Source organism: Mesorhizobium sp. WSM4821, from assembly GCF_055901555.1.
The window spans coordinates 6,516,562-6,537,763 of the sequence record NZ_CM148371.1; the positions used below are offsets into that span (position 1 = coordinate 6,516,562).

Below are 21,202 nucleotides of genomic sequence, written 5' to 3' on the forward strand. Positions count from 1 at the left end.
GTAACGCGTTTCCGGAGCGCCGAAAAGATGCGCCGCGCGCGATTTGGTCTCGGCTGCGCATCCAAGGTAACGCATAGCGGTGCCCGAGATCACGCAATGCTGTGCCCGAGGTCACGCAAATATGATAACAGCGACGCCATGAAATCATTGTGCAGCCATGAACGGTCGTTCAAATCACCGCCATGCAAAGCTTGAAAACCCTGCTGCTCAGCGCCGCTGTTGGATGTGGAGCCACCCTTCCTGCCGCAGCCTCCTCGTCGACCTGGTACGACACCGAAGGCGGCAAAGTGCGGCTTGTGACCAGCGGCAGGCCCGACCAGGCCGGGCGTATCCATGGCGTCCTCGATATCGCGCTCAAGCCCGGCTGGAAAACCTACTGGCGCGATCCGGGCGACGCAGGCGTGCCGCCGCAACTCGACATCTCGGCCAGCACCAACATTGCCGGCGCGACGTTTTCGTTTCCGCCACCCCAGCGCCATGACGACGGCTACGGCAAGTGGGCCGGCTACGACTATCCGATTTCGTTGCCGGTGACGTTCACGCTGTCGGCGCCGAACGAGTCGGCCGTTATCGATGCCGATATCTTTCTCGGCATTTGCGAGACGATCTGCATCCCGGTGCAGACGAGGTTGACTGTCGATCCCGGCTCCGATCCGGACAATGCCGAGGACGCCGCGCTGGTGAAGGCGGCGCTGGCAACCTTGCCTGCTCCTGCAGGGCCCGACTTCGGCATCAACATCCTGCCGGGAGATCACGAGACGCTGATTGTCGAGGCGAGCTTTCCGGGCAATCCGGAGGCGGCGGATTTCTTCGTCGCCGGCGAGCGGGATTACATGTTCGGCGTGCCGGTTCGCAGCGAAAGGGGCGGCAAGCTGGTGTTTGCCGTGCCGATCCTTGACAGGCCGACTACAACGCCGACCGATGGCGGACTTTACTACACGCTGACAACTGCCGACGGCGCGGTCGAAGGTCTGCTGCCTTTCCCGTGATCCCGAGCAGGGATGTTCAGGTCGAACATCCTCGCTCCAAGCTTCCCGACGGTTGCAGGAAACGTTTGAGTTCGCTATCGCAAGGACACTCCCTTCCATTTGTCAAATGAGGACCATCATTATGATTGCCGTTGGCGACAAGCTGCCCCAAACGATCTTCAAGACGATGACCGACGATGGCGCAAAAGCGATCACGACGGCCGAGATTTTCTCGGGAAAGAAGGTGGTGCTGTTCGGCCTTCCCGGCGCTTTCACACCGACCTGCAGCAACAATCATCTGCCTGGCTATCTGGACAATTACGACGCCATCCTGGCGCGCGGCGTCGACACCATCGCCGTCGTCGCCGTCAACGATGTTCACGTCATGGGCGCCTGGGCCCGCTTCAGCGGCGGTGAAGGTAAGATTCTTTATCTTGCCGACGGTAACGGCGAGTTCGCCAAGTCGACCGGCCTCGAAGCCGACCTTTCCGGCGGCGGCATGGGTCTGCGTTCGAAGCGGTTCTCGATGATCGTCGACGACGGCAAGGTCACCGCGCTCAACGTCGAGACAAAGCCGGGCGTTGATGAGTCCGGTGCGGCTCACATTCTCGAACAGCTTTCCGTTTTGGCGGCAGCATAGGGGCTCGTGCGCTAGCTTTTCGGAAGTGCTGCCTTTGGGGACCTCAACGATGTTCGACATCTTCTGGCGCGCAGTGGCGATCGGCATTGGCGCCACGGCGCTCATGGACCTCTGGGCGATTTTCCTGAACACGGTGTTTGCTCAGCCGCGGCCGAACTGGGGACTGGTCGGCCGCTGGGTCTGGCACCTGAGGGACGGCAAGGTCTTCCATGACGATATCGGCGACGCGGTACCCTACGCGCAGGAATCGGCGCTGGGCTGGGCCTTCCACTATTTTGTCGGCATCGCCTACGGAATCATACTGGTCGTGCTGACAGGTGCGGCGTGGCTGGCTGCGCCGACCTTCCTGCCGGCTTTCATTCTCGGCATCGTCACGGTCGGTGCCGGCTGGTTCCTGCTGGCGCCCGGCATGGGCGCAGGCTGGGCCGCATCAAAGCGCCCAAATCCAATGCAGATCCGCGCCCTCAACCTTGTGTCGCATACGGTGTTTGCGCTCGGGCTTTTCGGCACGGCGCTGCTGATCCGCTGAGAGCAGCGATCAGGCAGTCAATAGCTCTGGGTGGAACGGCGCATTTTCTTGGCTGCCGGCCGCTTGGCCTGGGTGCTTTGCTTGGCCGAAACGGTGGCGGGCGCGGGCCTTGCCGTCTTGTTCTTGAACGGCGCCATGCCGAGCCGCGCCAGCTCGTCGGCGCGTTCGTTTTCCGGATGACCGGCGTGGCCCTTGACCCAGTGCCAGACAACCTGGTGACGGTTGCGCGCCTCGTCGAGCGCCTGCCACAGCTCGACGTTCTTGACCGGCTGCTTGGCGGCTGTCTTCCAGCCGTTGCGCTTCCAGCCATCGATCCAGGAAAAAATACCGTCCTTGACATAGTTGCTGTCGGTGTAAAGATCGACGGCGCAGGGCTCCTTCAGCGCATTGAGCGCCGAGATGGCGGCCAAAAGTTCCATACGGTTGTTGGTGGTAGCGGCCTCGCCGCCCGACAGTTCTTTCGTGACGCCGTTGAAGCGCAGGACCGCCCCCCAACCGCCAGGTCCCGGATTGCCCGAACAGGCACCATCGGTGAAGATTTCAACGCGCTTGGTCATGTCAGTCCGTATTCGGAAGAAGAGCTGATCGCCCGGTGGAAGCGCATCCGCCTGACATATTCGGTCGGATCACGTTTTATGACCAGCCCGCCATTGGCAACAGTCAGCCAGTCGTAAAGGCGGGTCAGCATGAAGCGCAGCGCCGAGCCACGCGCCAGCATCGGCAGCGCGGCTTTCTCGCCGCCGCTCAAGGGCCGCACGCTCTGGTAGCCGGCAAGCAGCGCCGTACCTTTGGTCAGGTTGAAGGAGAAATCCTTCTCGAAGCACCAGGCATTGAGGCATGTGGCGACATCGTAGGCGTAGAGATCATTGCAGGCGAAATAGAAGTCGATCAACCCGGACAGTCTTTCGCCGAGGAAGAAGACATTGTCCGGAAAAAGATCGGCATGGATGATGCCTTGCGGCAGGCCTTTGGGCCAGCTCCGCTCGAAATCGGCGAAGTCGGCGTCGACCTCGGCCGCCAGTCCCGGCTCGACCTCGTCGGCGCGAGGGCGAGCGGCGCTCCACAGCTTGCGCCAGCCATCGATGGCAAGGGCGTTCGGGCGGGTCATCGGGAAGTCGGCGCCGGCAAGATGCAGTGCCGCCAGCGCCTTGCCGACCTCGCCGCAATGCGCTGATGTCGGCCGCCGCAGCGAAAGGCCTTCGAGGAAGGTGATGATGACCGCCGGCCGCCCGGCAAGCGTTCCGATGACGCCGCCATCATGCGCGGTCACCGGAAGCGGGCAGGAAATGCCCTTCCTGGCGAGATGGCCCATGAGTCCGAGGAAGAACGGCAGGTCGGCCTTGTCGACGCGCTTTTCGTAGAGCGTCAGGATATAGGAGCCGCTGGTAGTGTGCAGCAGGAAGTTCGAATTCTCCGTGCCTTCGGCGATGCCCTTGTAGGACAGGAGATCGCCGACCGGATAGGCCTTCAGGAACGCGCCGAGTTCGCTTTCGTTGACGTCGGTGTAGACCGCCATGGGCTGTTCACGCGGCCCCGTTGACGAAGGCCATGTCGGCCTTAGTCAGTTCGACATCGCGCAAGACCCGCATCACCGGAAAATCCTCGGTTTCCGTCGCCGTCACCGCCAGCTCGATCGTGACGTCGAAGCGCTGCCGGAACGCATCGATGATCTCGTCGACGATGATTTCCGGCGCCGACGCACCCGCCGACAGACCGAGCGTCGAGATGCCGGCAATGTCATTCCACGGAATTTCGGAGGCGCGCTGCACGAGAAGCGACATCGAGGCGCCGGCGCGTTCGGCGACTTCGACAAGACGCCGCGAATTGGAGGAGTTTGGAGCGCCGACGATCAGGAAGAGATCGGCGCCCGTGGCGGTCTCCTTCACCGCTTCCTGGCGGTTGGTGGTGGCATAGCAGATCGATTCAGCGGCGGGCGCCTGCAAATCGGGAAAACGGTCCTCAAGTGCCCGGATGATGCCGGCGGTGTCCTCGACCGAGAGCGTCGTCTGGGTGACGAAACCGAGCGCCTTCGGGTCGGCGGGTACCAAATTCGCAGCGTCGGCTTCGGTCTCGATCAGAGTGACGGCGCCGTCTGGCAATTGCCCCATCGTGCCGATCACTTCCGGGTGGCCGGCATGGCCGATCAGAAGCACATGGCGGCCGAGCCGCTGATGGCGCATCGCCTGCTTGTGAACCTTCGACACCAGCGGGCAGGTGGCGTCGAGATAGAAGAGGTTGCGCGCCTGGGCGTCCGCCGGCACCGACTTCGGCACGCCATGCGCCGAAAAGACGACAGGGCTCTGGCGATGCTCGGCCGGTATCTCGGAAAGCTCCTCGATGAACACCGCACCCAGGCTTTGCAGCCCTTCGACGACGTAGCGGTTGTGTACGATCTCGTGGCGGACATAGACCGGCGCGCCGTATTTCTTCAGTGCCAGCACGACGATCTGGATGGCGCGGTCAACGCCGGCGCAGAAGCCCCGCGGCTGGCAGAGCCTTATCGTCAGCGGTGGCTTTGTGGTCGTGTGAAGCATGATTCGGGGCCGGTTGCTCGTATCGTGAACTCAAGTCGTGAGCTCATGGCGCGAAATGAGGTGTGCACCCCTGCCCTGTCAAGGGTGCCGGTGGCGATCAGTCCTGTTTCACCGGGCGGCGAAGCCTGAAGATGAGGACGCCGGCAAGAGCGGCGGCAAGGCCGTACCAGGTTACGGCGTATTGCAAATGGCTGTTCGGCAGGTCGATGACGGTAACGCCGCCGACCGGCAGCCCACCCGGGTTCGGCGTGGCGTCCGCGTCGACGAAGAATGGCACCAGCCCCGCCCCGGCCGGCAGACCGGCGCTCGCCGCCATCGCGGCGCGATCCTTCCAGTAGAAGATGTTCTTGTGCGGATCATTGTCGGGCAGCATCATCGAGGGCTTCGCCGGCAGCGGGTTGCGGGCGAGCCCCGTCACTGTCACCTGGCCCGCTAGCTGGCTTTGCGGTCGCTTGGCCGCGTCCTTGAGATCGTAGGGCACGAAGCCGCGGTTGATCAGGACGAAGCGGCCATCTTCCAGATGCAAGGGAGTGAAGACATCGAAACCGGACTGGCCCTTCCAGGTCGCGAAGAAATGCCGCTCGCCTCGATGCAGGAAGGTGCCGGTTACCGTCACCGGCGTGTAGTCGACGTCGCCGGTGGCGGCGAACCGCTTTTCGACCTCGGCTAGCGGCACAGGCGCCGCGTGCGTGCGCTGGTCGATGGTCTGGAGAAGACCTTCCTTCCAGTACAGGCGCTGGACCTGCCAGGTGCCGAGCGCCAGCAGGGTAAACATCAGCACGAGACCGAGGCCCAGCAGCAATGCCGTCTTCGGCCGCGAACGGCTTGTGACGGAGCCGGACGTCGCGCTCATTCGCCGCGGTCCAGCCTGCCCTCGGCTGCCTTGTTGCGGTATTGCAGTGTCAAGAGCACACCCTTGATCAGCCTGAGCGCGCCCAGGCAAAGAACCAACGTCAGCGGTATCCACAGCACGAGATGCAGCCAGAGCGGCGGATTGAGCGTCACCTCCATCCACAGCGCCAGCCCGACGACGATGAAGCCGATGATCAGGATGACGAACACCGCCGGCCCGTCGCCGGCATCGGCATAGGAATAGTCGAGGCCGCAATTGGCGCAGCGTTTTGCGACGGTGAGGAAACCGGAAAACAGTCGTCCCTCACCACAACGCGGGCAGCGGCCATGAAGGCCGGCCGAAATCGGATCGATCGGTGGCCAGATCGCCTTGTCGTCGCTCATGCACTCATCCTGTAGCCTGTTCCATTAGGAAACTGCGCAAAGCCACGTTCCTTTCAAGCATGATCTTGTCCGAAAACCGGTGCCACCTTTCCGCGATCATGCTTTTGGAACCTTAGTGCCGTTCGCCCCAAAAGATAAGGCGGCCACGTCGCCGCAGCCGCCCCCTCGATTCCTCAAGAAGATTTCAGTGGCCTTCGATTACCGCACCGGCCGATGCCCAGACATAGATGGACGCGAACAGGAACAGCCAGACCACGTCGACGAAGTGCCAGTACCAGGCGGCCGCCTCGAAGCCGAAATGCTGCTTGGGCGTGAAATCGCCCTTCATCGCGCGGACCAGGCAGACCAGCAGGAAGATGGTGCCGATGATGACATGGAAGCCGTGGAAGCCGGTCGCCATGAAGAAAGTGGCGCCGTAGATCGAATCCCTGAAGCCGAACGGTGCGTGCATGTATTCGTAAGCCTGCACCATGGTGAACAGCATGCCGAGACCGACGGTCAGCACCAGGCCATTGATCAGCCCCTTGCGGTCGCCATGAATGAGCGCGTGGTGCGCCCAGGTCACGGTTGTGCCCGACAGAAGCAGGATGACGGTGTTGTAGAGCGGCAGGTGGAAGGGGTCGAGAACCTCGAGGCCCTTGGGCGGCCAGACGCCGCCGGTGAAGGCGGTGCGGGCGTATTGCTGTGCCTCGCCGGGAAACAGGCTGGCGTCGAAGAAAGCCCAGAACCAGGCGACGAAAAACATCACCTCGGAAGCGATGAACATGATCATGCCATAGCGCAGATGCAGCGACACGACACGCGTGTGGTGGCCCTCATGCGCTTCCTTGATGGTATCCGACCACCAGGCATACATCGTGTAGATGACGATCAAAAGGCCGATGAAGAACAGCCACGGATTGGCGATGTTGAAGCCGAAAATCGGGAAATCGCCGCCCTTGAGATACTGCATGTAAGAGACGCCGCCGATCGCGGTGACCAGCGCGCCGACCGAGCCTAGGAACGGCCACGGGCTCGGGTTGACGAGGTGGTAGTCATGTTCTGGTCTTGCGTGCGCGTCTGCCATATCAACCCCCGAGGCTTCCTTCGGTATGTGAAACTTTGCTGCTCTTGTCCTTGACCGGCGCTGATGACACCACCGGCTTGTCTTTCTCGTTCTTCTCGACTGGGAACATCGTGTAAGACAGGGTAATCGTCTTCAGGTCTTTCAGTTCCGGCACATTGACGATGTCGGGATCCACATAGAACACGACCGGCATGTCGAGTGTCTCGCCGGGCTTCAGCGTGGTGTCGGTGAAGCAGAAACACTCGACCTTGTTGAAGTAAGGTCCTGCCAGTTCCGGCTGCACGTTGAAGGTGGCGCGGCCGGCGGTGGCGTCGCTGAACTTGTTGGTCGCGCTATAGTGCGCCTGCGCCGTCTCGCCTATCTTGACGGTGATCGAGCGGGCGACCGGCTGGAACTGCCACGGCACGCCGGCTGTGTTGGCGTCGAAACGGATGGTGATATCACGGTCGAGCACGCGGTCGGCATATTGCTGCGTTGCGCGTTTTACGGTGCCGCCGTAACCGGTCGCCTGGCAGAACATCGCATAGAGCGGCACCGCGGCATAGGCCATGCCGATCATGCCGCCGAAGAAGGCGACGCAGACGCCGGCGACAATGCGGTTGGTGTTCTTCTTTTGGGGATGGGTCAATGCCTGGCCGTTCATCTCGAGCCTCACATCGTTCCGGTGAGGTTGTGACCGAATTTCACGACGGTCGCGATATAGAAGATGACGACAAGGACTGCCAGCGCCAGGCCGATGGCTACCGAGCGGTTGCGCCGGGCCTTCTGCTGGCGCTCCGTCAGCGCGACGAGTTCAAGCTTGTTGTCGGCCATGATCATGCTCCGCCCGTGGCCAGGGCACGCCCGACAACGCAGTCGGCAAGATAGATGGCGAAGATGGCGAAGAGGTAGAGCAGCGAATAGCCGAACAACGCCTTGGCCGGCTTCATCGCATGGTCGTCGTCGGCCATCCGCAGCACCTTCCACGCATACCAGACGAAGCCGGCGCCAAGCAGCACCGCAAGAACGCCATAGGCTGATGTGGTGAAACCGAGCGCCCAAGGCAGCACGCCAACCGGCGCAAGGATCAGCGCGTAGGCAAAAATCTGGCGTCGGGTCGAAGCCTGGCCGGCGACGTTCGGCATCATCGGGATGCCGGCCCGGGCATAGTCCTCGGACTTGAAGAGAGCGAGCGCCCAGAAATGCGGTGGCGTCCACAGGAAGATGATCAGGAACAGGACGACGCTTTCCAGGCTAATCGTTCCGGTCGCAGCCGCCCAGCCGATCACCGGCGGGATGGCGCCGGCAGCTCCGCCGATGACGATGTTCTGCGGCGTCCAGCGCTTCAGCCACATCGTGTAGACGACGGCGTAGAAGAAGATGGTGAAGGCCAGGAGCGTCGCCGACAGCCAGTTGACCAGCACGCCGAGCGTCATCACCGACAGGACAGACAGCACCAGGCCGAAACTCAGCGCCTCGCCGGGCCGGATACGGCCGGCCGGCACCGGACGGCCGGCCGTCCTGGTCATCACCGCATCGATATCGGCGTCATACCACATGTTGAGCGCGCCGGAGGCGCCAGCACCAATGGCGATAGCCAGGATCGCGATCACCGCCAGGAGCGGATTGATGGTCACGGGTGCCGCGACCAGACCGACAAAAGCGGTGAACACCACCAGCGACATGACGCGCGGCTTCAGCAGGGCGAAGAAATCGCCCGCCGTCGCTTCCGACATGCGAAAGCCCGGTTCATCAATCAATTGGTCGTCGACAAGGGCCATGCGTACTTAAAGTCCATCATTCCGTTGGCCAAAACCGCCGGGCGGGCCGGCGGTTTCGTATTCGCACAGGCTGCCGCCTATTTGATCTTCGGCAGCTTTTCCCACTGGTGGAAGGGCGGCGGCGAAGGCAGTTGCCATTCGAGCGTCGTCGCACCCTCTCCCCATGGGTTGGCGCCGGCCACCCGCTTCTTCTGGAAGGCCTCGAACACGCCGTAGAGGAAGATGACCACGCCGACAGCCGAAATGTAGGAGCCGTAGGACGACACCATGTTCCAGCCGGCAAAGGCATCCGGATAATCGATGTAGCGGCGCGGCATGCCGGAGAGGCCGAGGAAGTGCTGCGGGAAGAAGACGAGGTTGACGCCGATGAAGGTGATCCAGAAGTGGGTGTTGGCAATGACAGGCGAATACATGTAGCCGGTCATTTTCGGGAACCAGTAGTACCAGCCGGCGAAGATGGCAAAGACGGCGCCCAGCGACAGCACATAGTGGAAATGCGCGACCACGTAATAGGTGTCGTGCAGCGGGCGGTCGAGACCGGCATTGGCAAGCTGGACGCCTGTAACACCGCCGACGGTGAACAGGAAGATGAAGCCGATCGCCCACAGCATCGGGGTCTTGAGCGAAATCGACCCGCCCCACATGGTGGCGATCCACGAGAAGATCTTCACGCCCGTGGGCACCGCGATGACCATGGTGGCGAAGACGAAATAGCGCTGCGTGTCGAGCGACAGGCCGGTCGTGTACATGTGGTGCGCCCAGACGATGAAGCCGACCGCGCCGATCGCGACCATGGCATAGGCCATGCCGAGATAGCCGAAGATGGGCTTCCTCGAGAAGGTCGAGACGATGTGGCTGACGATGCCAAAGCCCGGCAGGATCAGAATATAGACTTCAGGGTGTCCGAAGAACCAGAACAGGTGCTGGAACAGGATCGGATCGCCGCCGCCATCCGGCGTGAAGAAAGTGGTGCCGAAATTGCGATCGGTCAAAAGCATGGTGATGCCGCCTGCCAGAACCGGCAGCGACAAAAGCAGCAGGAAGGCGGTGATCAGCACCGACCATGCAAACAGCGGCATCTTGTGCATGGTCATGCCAGGCGCGCGCATGTTGAATATGGTGGTGATGAAATTGATGGCGCCGAGGATCGAAGAAGCACCGGCGATGTGGATCGACAGGATCGCCAGGTCCATGGCCGGTCCGGGCTGCCCGGATGTCGACAGCGGCGGATAGATCGTCCAGCCGCCGCCGACGCCGTAGGCGCCAGGCGCGCTCGGCACGAAGGCCGAGATGATCAGCAGGATGAAAGCCGGCGGCAGCAACCAGAACGAGATGTTGTTCATGCGCGGGAAAGCCATGTCCGGCGCGCCGATCATGATCGGCACCATCCAGTTGGCGAAGCCGCCGATCAGCGCCGGCATGACCATGAAGAAGATCATGATCAGCGCATGCGCGGTGGTGAAGGCGTTGTACATGCTCTTGCCGCCGTCGAGCGCGGCGTCGGCGTTCAGGCCGTAGACCATCTGCGCCAGGCCGGTGAAGATCTGGATTCCCGGGTCCTGCAGTTCCATGCGCATGACGACCGAAAGGGCACCGCCGACGCAGCCCGCGATGATCGCGAAGATCAGGTAGAGCGTGCCGATATCCTTGTGGTTGGTCGAATACACCCACCGGACCCAGCCATGGTACGGCTTGTGGGTGTGATCGTCATGAGCTGCAGCGTCTGCCATGTTCGGCTCCGTTCCCTGATCTTTTGTGGCCGCGGCATCAGTTGCCGGCGGCCGCTACCTTGTTTGTGCCGTCGACCTTGGCCATCAGCGCCTTGTTGGCGGCGGGAAGATCGGTGCCGGCTGCGGCCAGCCAGGTCTTGTACTGGTCGTCGGAGACGACGCGGATCGCGATCGGCATGAAGGCGTGGTCCTTGCCGCAGAGCTCCGAACACTGGCCGTAATAGAGGCCTTCCTTTTCCGCCTTGAACCAGACCTCGTTGATGCGGCCCGGAACCGCGTCGGTCTTGATGCCGAAGGACGGCATCGCAAACGCGTGGATCACGTCGGTCGCCGTCACCAGCACGCGGGTCATGGTGTTGACCGGCACCACCAGCTCGTTGTCGACGGCGAGCAGGCGCGGATAGACAGCACGATCTTCCTTGCCGGCCGCCGCGCGGTCTCCATCCGCAAGGATCGCCGAGTTGAAGGAAAGCGTGTTTTCGATCTGGTATTCGTAGTCCCAGTTCCACTGGTTTCCCGTCGCCTTGACGGTCAGCTTGGCCTCTTCCGGCGGGGTGTATTGCGCGGTCAAGAGCTGGAACGAGGGGATCGCGAGGCAGAGCAGGACAACCACCGGTCCAACCGTCCAGATCACTTCGATCAGCGTGTTGTGGCTGGTGCGCGACGGGGTCGGGTTGACGCTCGCGCGGAATTTCAAGATGCAGTAGGCGATAAGAGCGAGCACGAAGAGCGTGATCGGCACGATAAACCACAGCGTGTACTGCTCGAACCAGGCGATCTGCCGCATAATCTCGGTGGCGGCGGGCTGGAAGGTCACCTCCCACGGCGCAGGCTGGGCCGCATGGGCGGAGGCACTTGTGAACAGTGTGGCTGCGGCCCAAGCGCTTGCTAGGAATTTGGCGCCTGCTAGGAATTTTCTCATTGCCCTCATTATCTCCCAGTTCCTCGCGATCGGACCGCAAGAATATCGAACAACGCCGGGACGGGAATCCCGGACAGTCCCAAGGGTGGTTCAAACCATACTCTATTTGCCTCCGCAAGAAAGGAGCGGAGGAAACCGTGCGGCATTTTTGCGCGCAAGCGCGGCTGGGCCTTTTGGCGGCAGCCGCCGCGGTGGCGATCGCGCAGCCCTAGCGGCGGGAGTGTCCCGGCAAAATACGCCGGCCGGTCGCAATTCGGGCGAATTTGGTACGGAAAAGCGCATAATTGTCTTGGTCGAAGCAGCTGGCAGTGGTCCCCTCCTTTACTTGCCCTTGGCGCGGCTTAAAGTGCCGTGATTCGCAATGGAGCCGTCATGAACTCTTGGCTTTCGAAACTTGGGCTTTCGAAACTTGGGCTTTCGAAACTTGGGCTTTCGAAACTTGGGCTTTCGAAACTTGGGCTTTCGAAACTTGGGCTTTTGAAACTTGGGCTTTCGAGGACCTCGGCGAAGGTCATCGTTCTCGCTGCCGTGTCTGGTGTTGGCTTGTTTGGCATCGGCCTGGCCGGCGTCAGCCAGGGCAATGCCGCGCAGCCAAGCGGCAAGGTGCGCTCGACGCATGGCGCGTGGTCGATCATCTGCGACACGCCGGCCGGCGCCACATCGGAACAATGCGTGATGATGCAGAACGTCGTCGCCGAGGACCGTCCCGAGATGGGGCTTTCGGTCGTCGTGCTGCGCACCGCCGACAACAAGGCCGAAATCCTGCGCGTGCTGGCACCGCTTGGCGTGCTGCTGCCCAACGGGCTCGGCCTCAATGTCGACGGCAAGGACATCGGCCGAGCCTATTTCGTGCGCTGCTTCCAGGACGGCTGTTATGCCGAGGTCATCCTCGAAAAGCCGCTGCTCGACACGCTGAAGACCGGAACGTCGGCCACCTTCATCGTCTTCCAGACGCCGGAGGAAGGCATCGGCATTCCGGTCGAGCTCAAAGGCTTCGCCGACGGCTTCGCCGCCCTGCCCTGAGACTGCGCCAGGATCCTGATATCCTAACAACGAAAAGAGATTGTGACCGGCTTTGGCAATGACCGTGGTCATTGCCGATTGTCTGGGCGTACCTTCGCGCCTACATCGTGAAGACAACCCCTTTCCACGGACGGACCTGCCATGAACAGCCTCATCGGCCAATTCGACATTTCAGATGATCGCATCAAGCAGATCGTCGCCGAGACCATCAACGGCGCCGACGACGGCGAGTTGTTCCTCGAATACAGCGAGAGCGAAGCGCTGATGTTCGACAATGGCCGGCTGAAGACCGCCAATTTCAACACCGACCAGGGCTTTGGCCTGCGCGCCGTCGCCGGCGAAGCGAGCGGCTACGCGCATTCCAGCGATCTTTCCGAAGCGTCGCTGCTGCGCGCGGCCGACGCCGTCTCGACGGTCAAGGGCGGCTATTCCGGAACGCTCGCCGCGGCGCCCGCACGCACCAACCGTCATCTCTACGGCGACGAGAACCCGATACCCTCGCCCTCCTTCGAGGCGAAGGCCAAGCTGCTTCAGGAAATCGACGGGTGGCTGCGAGCCGAGGATCCGCGCGTGCGGCAGGTGACCGCCTCGCTCGCCGCCTCCTGGCAGCATGTCGAGATCGTGCGTGCCGACGGCCAGATGGTGCGCGACATTCGCCCGCTGGTCAGGATCAACGTGTCGGTGGTGGTCGGCAGTGGCGACCGCCAGGAGAGCGGCTCCTACGGCATGGGTGGACGCAAGGGGTTCGGCGAATTCCTGGTCGAAGAGAGCTGGAAGCACGCGGCCAAGGAGGCGCTGCGGCAGGCGCTGGTCAACCTCGAAGCCATCCCGGCGCCCGCCGGCACCTTCGACATCGTGCTCTCCAGCGGCTGGCCGGGCGTCATGCTGCACGAGGCCGTCGGCCACGGGTTGGAAGGCGATTTCAACCGCAAGAAGACATCGGCATTCGCCGGGCTGATGGGCCAGCAAGTGGCCGCGAAAGGCGTCACTGTCGTCGACGATGGCACCATGGCCGAGCGGCGCGGCTCGCTGACCGTCGATGACGAAGGCACGCCGTCGGCCCACAACGTGCTGATCGAGGACGGCAAGCTTGTCGGCTACATGCAGGATCGCCAGAATGCCCGGCTTATGGGTATGGAGGCCACCGGCAATGGACGGCGCCAAGGATACGCGCACCAGCCGATGCCGCGCATGACCAACACTTACATGACATCAGGCGACATGGAGCCGGGAGAGATCATCGCCTCGGTCAAGAACGGGATCTATGCCGTCTCCTTCGGCGGTGGCCAGGTCGACATCACGTCGGGAAAATTCGTGTTCGGCTGCACCGAGGCCTACATGATTGAGAACGGCAAGGTGACGCAGCCGATCAAAGGCGCCATGCTGATCGGCAACGGGCCGGACGCCATGCACCGGGTTGCCATGGTCGGCAACGACATGAAGCTCGATACCGGCATCGGCATGTGCGGCAAGGCCGGACAGGGCGTGCCGGTCGGCGTCGGCCAGCCGCATCTCAGGATGAACCAGATGACGGTCGGCGGGACAAGGGTTTGATGGCAGCGGTCGCTGATTTGTCCCAGCACTCGGAGGAGGTGTCTCAATGGCTACTGCGAGAAAGTTCATAGTCACGGTCTCGGCCAAGGGACAGGTCATCGTGCCCAGTGCAATCCGGAAGCAAGGGGATGGGGTGCCGGCACAGATCTTCTTTTCGAGGAAACCCCGGAGGGCGTGCTGCTCAAACCTATGCCTACCTTTGCCGCTACGCGGCCAGCGGACGTATACGGGTCCCTGGCCCACGACGGCAGGCCAAAGAGGCTGGAGGAAATGGACGCGGGTGTGCTCGCCGAAGCACGCCGCTCGGAACTGCCCTAAAGCCATGACGTCGGCGGCTTCGGCAGGATGGTCGGGATCGACAATGTCGAGGCGTGTCGCATTGTCCTCATTCCAACGCCAGAGCGCGACACATGTGCCGCCGGGCGACATGAAGGACGGATAGACCACCCCGTGCAGACCGGTTGCGAGCTGGCGATCCCGCAATGTGTGCGTCTCGGGCATAGACCCTCGATCGATGATGTCGCGCCATTCGCATTGGTGAATGTCCGCCGATACGCCGAGTTCAGTCAGCGTATCGACATCTGTCAGGTCGGCGAGCCGCGCGCCCAATTTATGGGCGATCAGCGCCGGATGCTGGACAAAGCCCTGATTGTATTCCGCCCAGGCGGTGGACATTTCCCGCGCGGCATAGATCGTTGCGGCACCCAGGGGATTCCAGCGACCGCCGAAGCGGGCAGCGCCTGCACCGGAAAGCGGCAGCAGCGCCCAGCACGCCACGAAGTCACGCCATAGGGTCAGCCTGGTTTCAGGCATACTTGCCGGAACGGACAGCCTCCAGATAGGCAAGCACCTTGTCCGTCTTGCCTTCACGAACGAGATCGTAGGCGGTCTTTCCCGCCCAGCCGGGGATCGGCTGATGCTTGAACCAGATTGCGGCGCGTTGCTCGTTGCCGGCCATTTCGCCCGCCATCGACAGAATGCGAACGACGGGACTGAAGGCAGCGTCGACCTTGCGTGCGCCGGCCTTCGCGGCAAGCGTGTTGCGCGCGACACCGATCAGGCCGGCCAGTTCCGTCAGGTTGACGCCGAGCAGTTCGGCCACCCGGCTTGCCGAGAGAAATGGCGTGCGCTCCTCGCCGAAGCGCGACACTGGAATGTCGAGAGCTACAGCCATGGCGATTTCCTACCACATTTTGACAATCTACGAGAATTCAAGCTCAACGGATGCCCAACTTGGACCCGTGCCCGTCTATCGCCTCCGCCTCGGCTTCTCCAGCAGCGCGACAGCCTCGACATGTGGCGACCAGAGGAACTGGTCGATCGGGGTGACGCGTTTGAGCGTATAGCCACCGTCGATCAAAATGCGCAAATCCCGCGCCAGCGTCACCGGATTGCAGGAAACGGCGGCGACCAGCGGCACGTCGGAACGGGCGATCTGCTTCGACTGGTCCTCGGCGCCGGCGCGGGGCGGATCGAACACGACGCCATCGAAGGCGTTCAACTCCTTGACTGTGAGCGGCCGCCGGAACAGGTCGCGCCGTTCGCTGGTCACCCGCTTCAATCCGGTGGCGAAACGGAATGCCCGGTCGAGCGCCGAAAGGGCTGCCGCATCGCCCTCCACCGCATGGACTTCCGACTTCGCGGCGAGGCGCAGCGCAAAGCTGCCGCATCCGGCGAAGAGATCGGCGACCTTCTTGGCACGTGCGAGATGCTGGCCGACGATATCCGCCATCGCCTGCTCGGCGGCCTCGGTCGCCTGAAGGAAGGCGCCCGGCGGGACCGCGACAGCGGTGCCGCCGAACATGACAATGGGCTTTTTGGGCTCGATGATGACCTCGCCGTCGACCGAAAGCCTGGCCAATCCCTCGGCGATGACGAAGTTGGAGGCGATGCGGCGCTGGTGCTCACCAAGCCTGCCGGAATCGTGAACCGCGACATCAAGGCCGGAACCGGTCATCGTGACAGTCATGCGAAACGACTTGGTCGTTGCGCAAACCAGTTCGGCGAGTGCTTTCAGGCGGTCGAGCTTTGCGATGATTCCCGGCAGCGAGATCGGGCATTCCTGGATGGAAATGATTTCCGACGACAGCGCGCGAACAAAGCCGAGCCGCATGCCGGCCTCGCTCCGTCGGGCGGTGAATACGACACGGCGACGCGTCTGCGGCGCGCACGACACCAGCGCGTCGACGTTGCAGACAATGGCCTTGCTATTCAGTGCATGCGCAACCTTGTCGCGTTTCCACAGCTGGTAAGCTTCAGCCTCGAGATGCTGGATGGCGCAGCCGCCGCATTCGGTGAAATGCCGACAGGCGGGATCGATGCGAAGCGGCGACGCCTCCAACACCGACATCAGCGTGGCGCGCTCCCTTTCACGCGCGGCGGTGACGGTTTCACCGGGCAGCGTGAACGGAATGAAAACTTCGCCGGTTTCAGTCTCGGCGATGCCGTCGCCCTGGGAACCCAATCTCGTGATCGTGAAGCGCGCGCTCATCGGCCCCCGATCCCCCAGTTCTTGACCCCGGCGAGCAGGAATTCGCGGTTGCCATCGCCGCCCTCGATCGGCGACAGATGCAGGCCCAGTGAGCGCCAGCCGGGGACGCCGTCGAGCCAATCCTGCAGCAAGCCGGCGACCCGCGCGGCGTCGTAAGGGTCTTTCAGCAGGCCGCCCTTGCCGATCGCCTCGCGGCCGGCCTCGAATTGCGGCTTGACAAGAAACACGCCCTTGGCGCCGTCGTTGGCGACAGCGAGCGCCGGCGGCAGCGCCAGTTTCAACGAGATGAAGCTGACATCGCAGACAATGAAATCCGGAATGCGACCGGCAAGATCGGCGGCCGAAAGATCACGAGCGTTCAATCCCTCGATCTCGGTCACGCGCGGATCGCCAGCGATATCCGGATGCATCTGGCCATGCCCGACATCGATTGCCGTGACATGCACCGCGCCGCGTTCGAGCAGCACCTGGGTGAAGCCGCCGGTCGAGGCGCCGACGTCGAGCGCCTCGCTGCCGGCGGGATCGAGACCGAAATGGTCGAGCCCGGCGATCAGCTTCAGCGCAGCGCGCGACACGTAACCCTGCGCCGGATCATCGATGGCAATGAGGCAATCAGCCAAGACGGTCTGGCCGGGCTTGCGGGCGACGGTGCCGTCCACCGTCACGGTGCCACGCTCTACCGCGTCACGGGCGCGCGAGCGGCTGGGAAACAGACCGCGCTGGACGAGAAGTTCGTCGAGCCGCTGGCGTGCGCTGGCTGGCAGAGGGGCGTTCATCTTTCTTCATTGGCGAAAGCGTGTCACGAAGGCAAGAACATTGGGAAAGACAACGAACATCTCCGGAATCAGCGAACGCATCAGGCTACCCCACAATCAGTTGAATATCGCACCAGGTCCGGCACAATGTGGGAGGTATGCCGTTTGCCGCCAGAACGCGAAGGAGGACGGATGCTGACCGGAACCTGCCATTGTGGCGCGGCCCACTGGACGCTGGAGGGCGATCCCGGCTCGATCACAGCCTGCAATTGCACGCTTTGCCGCCGCTATGGCGCGCTCTGGGCTTACGATTATGTTGATGAACGCATCCACCTTGCGGGACCGACAAGTGCTTATACGCGCGCTGGCGAGCATGCCTCGTCGCTCGAGATTCTGTTCTGTCCGACATGCGCCTGCGTCCTTGCCTGGCGTGGTTTGCGGTCCAGTCCCGCCGGTCGCACTCGAATCGCCGTCAACATAAGACTTGCGCCGCCTGACGCCGTCGCCGATCTCCCAATCGACCATTTCGACGGTCTCGATAAATTCGAGGATCTGCCGAGCGATGGCCGCTGCGTGCGCGATATGTGGTTCTAGCTCCTAATTTAGAACCTCCTCCGCGAGGCCCGACGTTCGACTGCCGGCATCAAACCGTCGTTGCCGGAGGCTTCCTTGCGAGGATGCAGCGCCGGCGGCCTCCGGCACAACGACGAGCTGCGGCATCTGTCCATAGGAAAAACCGCCGCGGATCTCACCGATCTTGCCGGCGACGATGTCCATCACCGCTTTTTCGAGGTTCCGATCATAGGCCGTTTCGGCCGCGGCCGGCATGGCAATGATGGCCAAAAGCGCCACGCCGCAAAGAAGCGCTTTCATTGGTTCGGTCTCCCTGCCTGATCAAATCCTAGCAGGGTGCAGTTGAAAAACGGCCAAGAACACGGTGAGCAAACCGCCAAATGGCAGCGTAAACAGTAAGTTACGACCGCCCGCCGGCAAACTGATTCAAGCCGTTGAGATTTTGATTCAGGCGCTTTGCGCGCTGGCGGTGTGTCCCAGCGCCACAAAGACGGTGCGCACGATGCCGGCGGCATCCAGCCCGGCGTCGGCATACATCTTTTCGGGCCTGGCGTGATCGACAAAGGCGTCGGGCAGCACCAGCGGGCGTACCTTCAGGCCGCTTTCCAGCAGCCCTTCGTGGGCCAGGAATTGCAGCACATGGCTGGCGAAGCCGCCGACTGCGCCCTCTTCCACCGTCACCAGCACCTCGTGCGAGCGCGCCAGCCGCCGGATCAGGTCCTGGTCGAGCGGCTTGGCGAACCGAGCATCGGCGACCGTGGTGGAAAGCCCCGCCGCGCCGAGCTCCTCGGCCGCAGCCAGGCAATCCTGCAGCCGCGTGCCGAAGGACAGCAGCGCAACCTTGGTGCCCTCCCGCACGATACGGCCCTTACCGATTTCGAGGACCGAACCACGCTCCGGCATGTCGACGCCGACGCCGTTGCCGCGCGGGTAGCGGAAGGCGATGGGACCGTCATCATAGCTTGCCGCCGTGCGCACCATGTGGCGCAGTTCCGCCTCGTCCGCCGCGGCCATGACGACGAAACCGGGCAGTGTCGCCAGAAAAGTGGTGTCGAAGGCGCCGCAATGGGTCGCCCCGTCGGCACCGACAAAGCCGGCACGATCGATCGGAAAGCGCACCGGCAGGTTCTGGATCGCCACGTCGTGGACCACCTGGTCGTAGGCGCGCTGCAGGAAGGTCGAATAGATCGCGGCGAAGGGTTTGAGGCCTTCGGTGGCGAGGCCGGCAGCGAAGGTCACCGCATGCTGTTCGGCGATGCCGACATCGAAGGTCCTCGACGGGAACACCTCGCCGAAGAGGTCGAGGCCGGTGCCGTTGGGCATCGCGGCGGTGACGGCGACGATGCGTTCGTCTTCCCGGGCCTCCTGGATCAGGCTTTCGGCAAAAACCTTCGTGTAGCTTGGCGCGTTGGCCGGCGCCTTGGCCTGCGCGCCGGTAATGACGTCGAACTTGTTGACGCCGTGATATTTGTCGGCAGCCGCCTCGGCCGGTCCATAGCCCTTGCCCTTCTGGGTCACGACATGGATCAGCACCGGGCCGTCGGCATTATCGCGGACATTCTTCAGCACCGGGATCAGGTGTTCGAGATTGTGTCCGTCGATCGGGCCGATGTGATAAAAGCCAAGCTCCTCGAAAAGCGTGCCGCCGGTGACGTAGCCGCGCGCATGTTCGACCGCCCGCGTGATCGCGCGATCGGCGCGCTCGCCGAGATAGGAGGTCAGCTTCTTGCCGAAATCGCGCAAGCCCAGATAGGTCTTGCCCGACGCAAGACGAGCCAGATAGGCGCTCATCGCGCCGGTCGGCGGAGCGATTGACATGTCGTTGTCGTTGAGGATGACGATCAGCCGGGCATCGAGGGCGCCGGCATTGTTCATCGCCTCAAAGGCCATGCCGGCCGACATGGCGCCGTCGCCGATGACGGCAATGACATTGTTGCGGCCATCGGCGAGATCGCGCGCCATTGCCATGCCGAGGCCGGCGGAAATGGAGGTCGAGGAGTGGGCGGCGCCGAACGGATCGTATTCGCTCTCGGCGCGGCGGGTGAAACCGGACAGGCCGCCCTCTTGGCGCAGCGTGCGGATGCGATCGCGGCGGCCGGTCAGGATCTTGTGCGGATAGGCTTGGTGACCGACGTCCCAGATCAGCCGGTCGTCCGGAGTGTTGAAGACATAGTGCAACGCAACCGTCAGTTCGACCACGCCAAGGCCGGCGCCGAGATGTCCGCCGGTGTGGGATACGGCATCGATCAACTCGGCACGGAGCTCCGATGCCAGCTGCGGCAGATCACCTTCATCAAGCGTCCGAAGCTCGGCCGGAATGCGGACCTTGTCGAGGAGTGGCGTATGGAGTTTTGCGTTCACTGGTGGCAGGGCCTGCTTTTTATTCATGTGCGAAATAGGCCGCTGACCGGCGAATGTAAATGCGCGTCAGTGACGCGGCGTAGATTCGAAAGTGCCGGAACGTCCCTTGCGCGCCCAAAAGGACGCGCGGCGTTCTAATTGTCCGGCAGCGGAATGAACTCTTCCTCATCTCCAGGAACGATATCGAAGCGACCTGTCTTCCATTCTTCTTTCGCCTGTTCGATGCGTTCCTTGGACGATGAGACGAAATTCCACCAGATGTAACGCGAGGAGCCGAGCGAGGCGCCGCCGAACAGCATGAAATGGGCGCCGCTCTCCGACGACACGACGATCTCGTCGCCGGGCCGGAATACCAGCAGTCGCTCCGCCGGAAAGCGGTCGCCGCTGATCGAAACCTCGCCTTCCAACGTATAGATGGCGCGCTCCTCGGCATCGGCAGGGATTTTGACGCTCGCGCCGGGTGCCAGCCTGAGATCGGCGTAGAGCGTGTCTGAAGCGGTCATGACCGGAGACCGCAGCCCGGAAAATGCGCCGATGACGATGCGTCCGCCGACGCCTTCGGCGTCGATTTCGGGCAGACTTATCGCCGCCGTATTCTCGAAAACCGGCGCGACTTCCTCCTTGCCGTCCGGCAGCGCCAGCCATGTCTGCAGGCCGGAGACCGACATCGGCGCGCCGCGCAGCTCTTCGGGCGTGCGCTCGGAATGAACGATGCCGCGGCCGGCGGTCATCAAATTCACGTCGCCGGGCTGGATCACCATTTCGGTGCCCAGCGAATCGCGGTGCCGGATCTTGCCGTCGAACAGGTAAGTGACCGTCGACAGGCCGATATGCGGATGCGGACGGACATCTAGCGCCTGGCCGGCCCGCAGGATCGCCGGGCCCATGCGGTCGAAGAAGATGAAAGGCCCGACCAGCCGTCGCTTCGCGGTCGGCAAGGCGCGGCGAACCTGGAAGCCGCCAATGTCCTTGGCGTTTGGAATGACCATCAGTTCGATCTGGTCGCTGGCGAAGGCGTCACCCGGCAGAGGGTCGTTTCCAGGGAAGAAGCTCATGTGGT

At 62.8% G+C, this 21,202-nt stretch carries 23 protein-coding genes and 2 pseudogenes; 7 read left to right on the top strand and 18 right to left on the bottom strand.

Features of this window, described 5'->3' with window-relative positions; translation table 11 throughout:
- Positions 1–182 precede the first annotated feature (182 nt).
- The 3 genes from AC0NID_RS31815 to AC0NID_RS31825 all read left to right on the top strand — a co-directional run bounded on the left by AC0NID_RS31815 (position 183) and on the right by AC0NID_RS31825 (position 2,137).
- The gene (locus tag AC0NID_RS31815) at positions 183–989 is read left to right on the top strand and encodes a protein-disulfide reductase DsbD domain-containing protein (RefSeq protein WP_473454193.1); all 807 of its coding nucleotides are present in this window, start codon (positions 183–185) and stop codon (positions 987–989) included.
- Positions 990–1,107: 118 nt separating this feature from the next.
- A complete protein-coding gene (locus tag AC0NID_RS31820; RefSeq protein WP_473454392.1) occupies positions 1,108–1,608 on the top strand; it encodes a redoxin family protein in 501 nt (166 codons plus the stop codon).
- A 49-nt stretch (positions 1,609–1,657) separates the two neighbouring features.
- Positions 1,658–2,137: a DUF2938 domain-containing protein gene (locus tag AC0NID_RS31825; RefSeq protein ID WP_473454194.1), complete on the top strand. Its 480-nt coding sequence runs from the start codon at positions 1,658–1,660 to the stop codon at positions 2,135–2,137.
- 17 nt (positions 2,138–2,154) lie between these two features.
- Here AC0NID_RS31825 and rnhA read toward each other — a convergent pair whose 3' ends face one another.
- The 11 genes from rnhA to coxB all read right to left on the bottom strand — a co-directional run bounded on the left by rnhA (position 2,155) and on the right by coxB (position 11,385).
- Complete coding sequence (gene rnhA / locus AC0NID_RS31830) at positions 2,155–2,694, bottom strand: ribonuclease HI (RefSeq protein WP_473454195.1); 540 nt, start codon at positions 2,692–2,694, stop codon at positions 2,155–2,157.
- Positions 2,691–3,653 (bottom strand): homoserine kinase, encoded by a 963-nt coding sequence (locus AC0NID_RS31835; RefSeq protein ID WP_473454196.1) that lies wholly within the window; start codon positions 3,651–3,653, stop codon positions 2,691–2,693. The genes rnhA and AC0NID_RS31835 overlap by 4 nt, the downstream gene beginning before the upstream one ends.
- Positions 3,654–3,660: 7 nt before the next feature.
- Positions 3,661–4,671: a 4-hydroxy-3-methylbut-2-enyl diphosphate reductase gene (gene ispH, locus AC0NID_RS31840; protein WP_473454197.1), complete on the bottom strand. Its 1,011-nt coding sequence runs from the start codon at positions 4,669–4,671 to the stop codon at positions 3,661–3,663.
- Between the two features lie 97 nt (positions 4,672–4,768).
- Entirely contained in the window at positions 4,769–5,524 is a 756-nt protein-coding gene (locus AC0NID_RS31845) for an SURF1 family protein (RefSeq protein ID WP_473454198.1), read from the bottom strand.
- Entirely contained in the window at positions 5,521–5,907 is a 387-nt protein-coding gene (locus tag AC0NID_RS31850) for a DUF983 domain-containing protein (protein WP_292163941.1), read from the bottom strand. The genes AC0NID_RS31845 and AC0NID_RS31850 overlap by 4 nt, the downstream gene beginning before the upstream one ends.
- Before the next feature lie 184 nt (positions 5,908–6,091).
- Complete coding sequence (locus tag AC0NID_RS31855; RefSeq protein WP_473454199.1) at positions 6,092–6,973, bottom strand: cytochrome c oxidase subunit 3; 882 nt, start codon at positions 6,971–6,973, stop codon at positions 6,092–6,094.
- A 1-nt stretch (position 6,974) separates the two neighbouring features.
- Entirely contained in the window at positions 6,975–7,616 is a 642-nt protein-coding gene (locus AC0NID_RS31860) for a cytochrome c oxidase assembly protein (RefSeq protein WP_473454200.1), read from the bottom strand.
- 8 nt (positions 7,617–7,624) lie between these two features.
- Entirely contained in the window at positions 7,625–7,786 is a 162-nt protein-coding gene (locus tag AC0NID_RS31865; RefSeq protein ID WP_126039715.1) for a hypothetical protein, read from the bottom strand.
- Between the two features lie 2 nt (positions 7,787–7,788).
- The gene (locus AC0NID_RS31870) at positions 7,789–8,733 is read right to left on the bottom strand and encodes a heme o synthase (RefSeq protein ID WP_473454201.1); all 945 of its coding nucleotides are present in this window, start codon (positions 8,731–8,733) and stop codon (positions 7,789–7,791) included.
- A 77-nt stretch (positions 8,734–8,810) separates the two neighbouring features.
- Positions 8,811–10,463, bottom strand: a complete 1,653-nt coding sequence (gene ctaD, locus AC0NID_RS31875) for a cytochrome c oxidase subunit I (RefSeq protein WP_473454202.1) — start codon at positions 10,461–10,463, stop codon at positions 8,811–8,813.
- 37 nt (positions 10,464–10,500) lie between these two features.
- A complete protein-coding gene (coxB, locus tag AC0NID_RS31880) occupies positions 10,501–11,385 on the bottom strand; it encodes a cytochrome c oxidase subunit II (RefSeq protein ID WP_473454203.1) in 885 nt (294 codons plus the stop codon).
- Positions 11,386–11,736: 351 nt separating this feature from the next.
- Here coxB and AC0NID_RS31885 point away from each other — a divergent pair, with 351 nt between their 5' ends.
- The 3 genes and pseudogenes from AC0NID_RS31885 to AC0NID_RS31895 all read left to right on the top strand — a co-directional run bounded on the left by AC0NID_RS31885 (position 11,737) and on the right by AC0NID_RS31895 (position 14,280).
- Positions 11,737–12,408 carry an invasion associated locus B family protein gene (locus AC0NID_RS31885; RefSeq protein WP_474033378.1) on the top strand — a complete coding sequence of 224 codons (672 nt, stop codon included), beginning with the start codon at positions 11,737–11,739 and terminating at the stop codon, positions 12,406–12,408.
- Between the two features lie 141 nt (positions 12,409–12,549).
- Positions 12,550–13,962 carry a metalloprotease TldD gene (gene tldD, locus AC0NID_RS31890; RefSeq protein ID WP_473454205.1) on the top strand — a complete coding sequence of 471 codons (1,413 nt, stop codon included), beginning with the start codon at positions 12,550–12,552 and terminating at the stop codon, positions 13,960–13,962.
- Positions 13,963–14,008: 46 nt separating this feature from the next.
- Positions 14,009–14,280, top strand: a pseudogene (locus tag AC0NID_RS31895) (AbrB/MazE/SpoVT family DNA-binding domain-containing protein).
- Here the strand turns inward: AC0NID_RS31895 and AC0NID_RS31900 are convergent.
- The 4 genes and pseudogenes from AC0NID_RS31900 to AC0NID_RS31915 form a co-directional block, all read right to left on the bottom strand.
- Positions 14,277–14,775, bottom strand: a pseudogene (locus tag AC0NID_RS31900) (RES family NAD+ phosphorylase). The pseudogenes AC0NID_RS31895 and AC0NID_RS31900 sit on opposite strands and share 4 nt — an antisense overlap.
- Positions 14,768–15,136 carry an antitoxin Xre/MbcA/ParS toxin-binding domain-containing protein gene (locus AC0NID_RS31905; protein WP_473454206.1) on the bottom strand — a complete coding sequence of 123 codons (369 nt, stop codon included), beginning with the start codon at positions 15,134–15,136 and terminating at the stop codon, positions 14,768–14,770. Before AC0NID_RS31905 ends, AC0NID_RS31900 begins: the two are co-directional and overlap by 8 nt.
- A gap of 75 nt (positions 15,137–15,211) precedes the next feature.
- Positions 15,212–16,453, bottom strand: coding sequence for a class I SAM-dependent RNA methyltransferase (locus AC0NID_RS31910; protein ID WP_473454207.1), 1,242 nt, complete (start codon positions 16,451–16,453; stop codon positions 15,212–15,214).
- The gene (locus AC0NID_RS31915) at positions 16,450–17,229 is read right to left on the bottom strand and encodes a TlyA family RNA methyltransferase (protein WP_473454208.1); all 780 of its coding nucleotides are present in this window, start codon (positions 17,227–17,229) and stop codon (positions 16,450–16,452) included. The genes AC0NID_RS31910 and AC0NID_RS31915 overlap by 4 nt, the downstream gene beginning before the upstream one ends.
- 171 nt (positions 17,230–17,400) lie before the next feature.
- Between AC0NID_RS31915 and AC0NID_RS31920 the strand changes: the two genes are divergently transcribed.
- Entirely contained in the window at positions 17,401–17,802 is a 402-nt protein-coding gene (locus tag AC0NID_RS31920; RefSeq protein WP_473454209.1) for a GFA family protein, read from the top strand.
- 3 nt (positions 17,803–17,805) lie between these two features.
- Here the strand turns inward: AC0NID_RS31920 and AC0NID_RS31925 are convergent, their stop codons facing one another.
- The 3 genes from AC0NID_RS31925 to AC0NID_RS31935 all read right to left on the bottom strand — a co-directional run bounded on the left by AC0NID_RS31925 (position 17,806) and on the right by AC0NID_RS31935 (position 21,197).
- A complete protein-coding gene (locus AC0NID_RS31925) occupies positions 17,806–18,081 on the bottom strand; it encodes a hypothetical protein (RefSeq protein WP_473454210.1) in 276 nt (91 codons plus the stop codon).
- Between the two features lie 147 nt (positions 18,082–18,228).
- Entirely contained in the window at positions 18,229–20,169 is a 1,941-nt protein-coding gene (dxs, locus tag AC0NID_RS31930) for a 1-deoxy-D-xylulose-5-phosphate synthase (protein WP_473454211.1), read from the bottom strand.
- Positions 20,170–20,276: 107 nt separating this feature from the next.
- Positions 20,277–21,197, bottom strand: coding sequence for a pirin family protein (locus tag AC0NID_RS31935; RefSeq protein ID WP_473454212.1), 921 nt, complete (start codon positions 21,195–21,197; stop codon positions 20,277–20,279).
- Positions 21,198–21,202 lie beyond the last annotated feature (5 nt).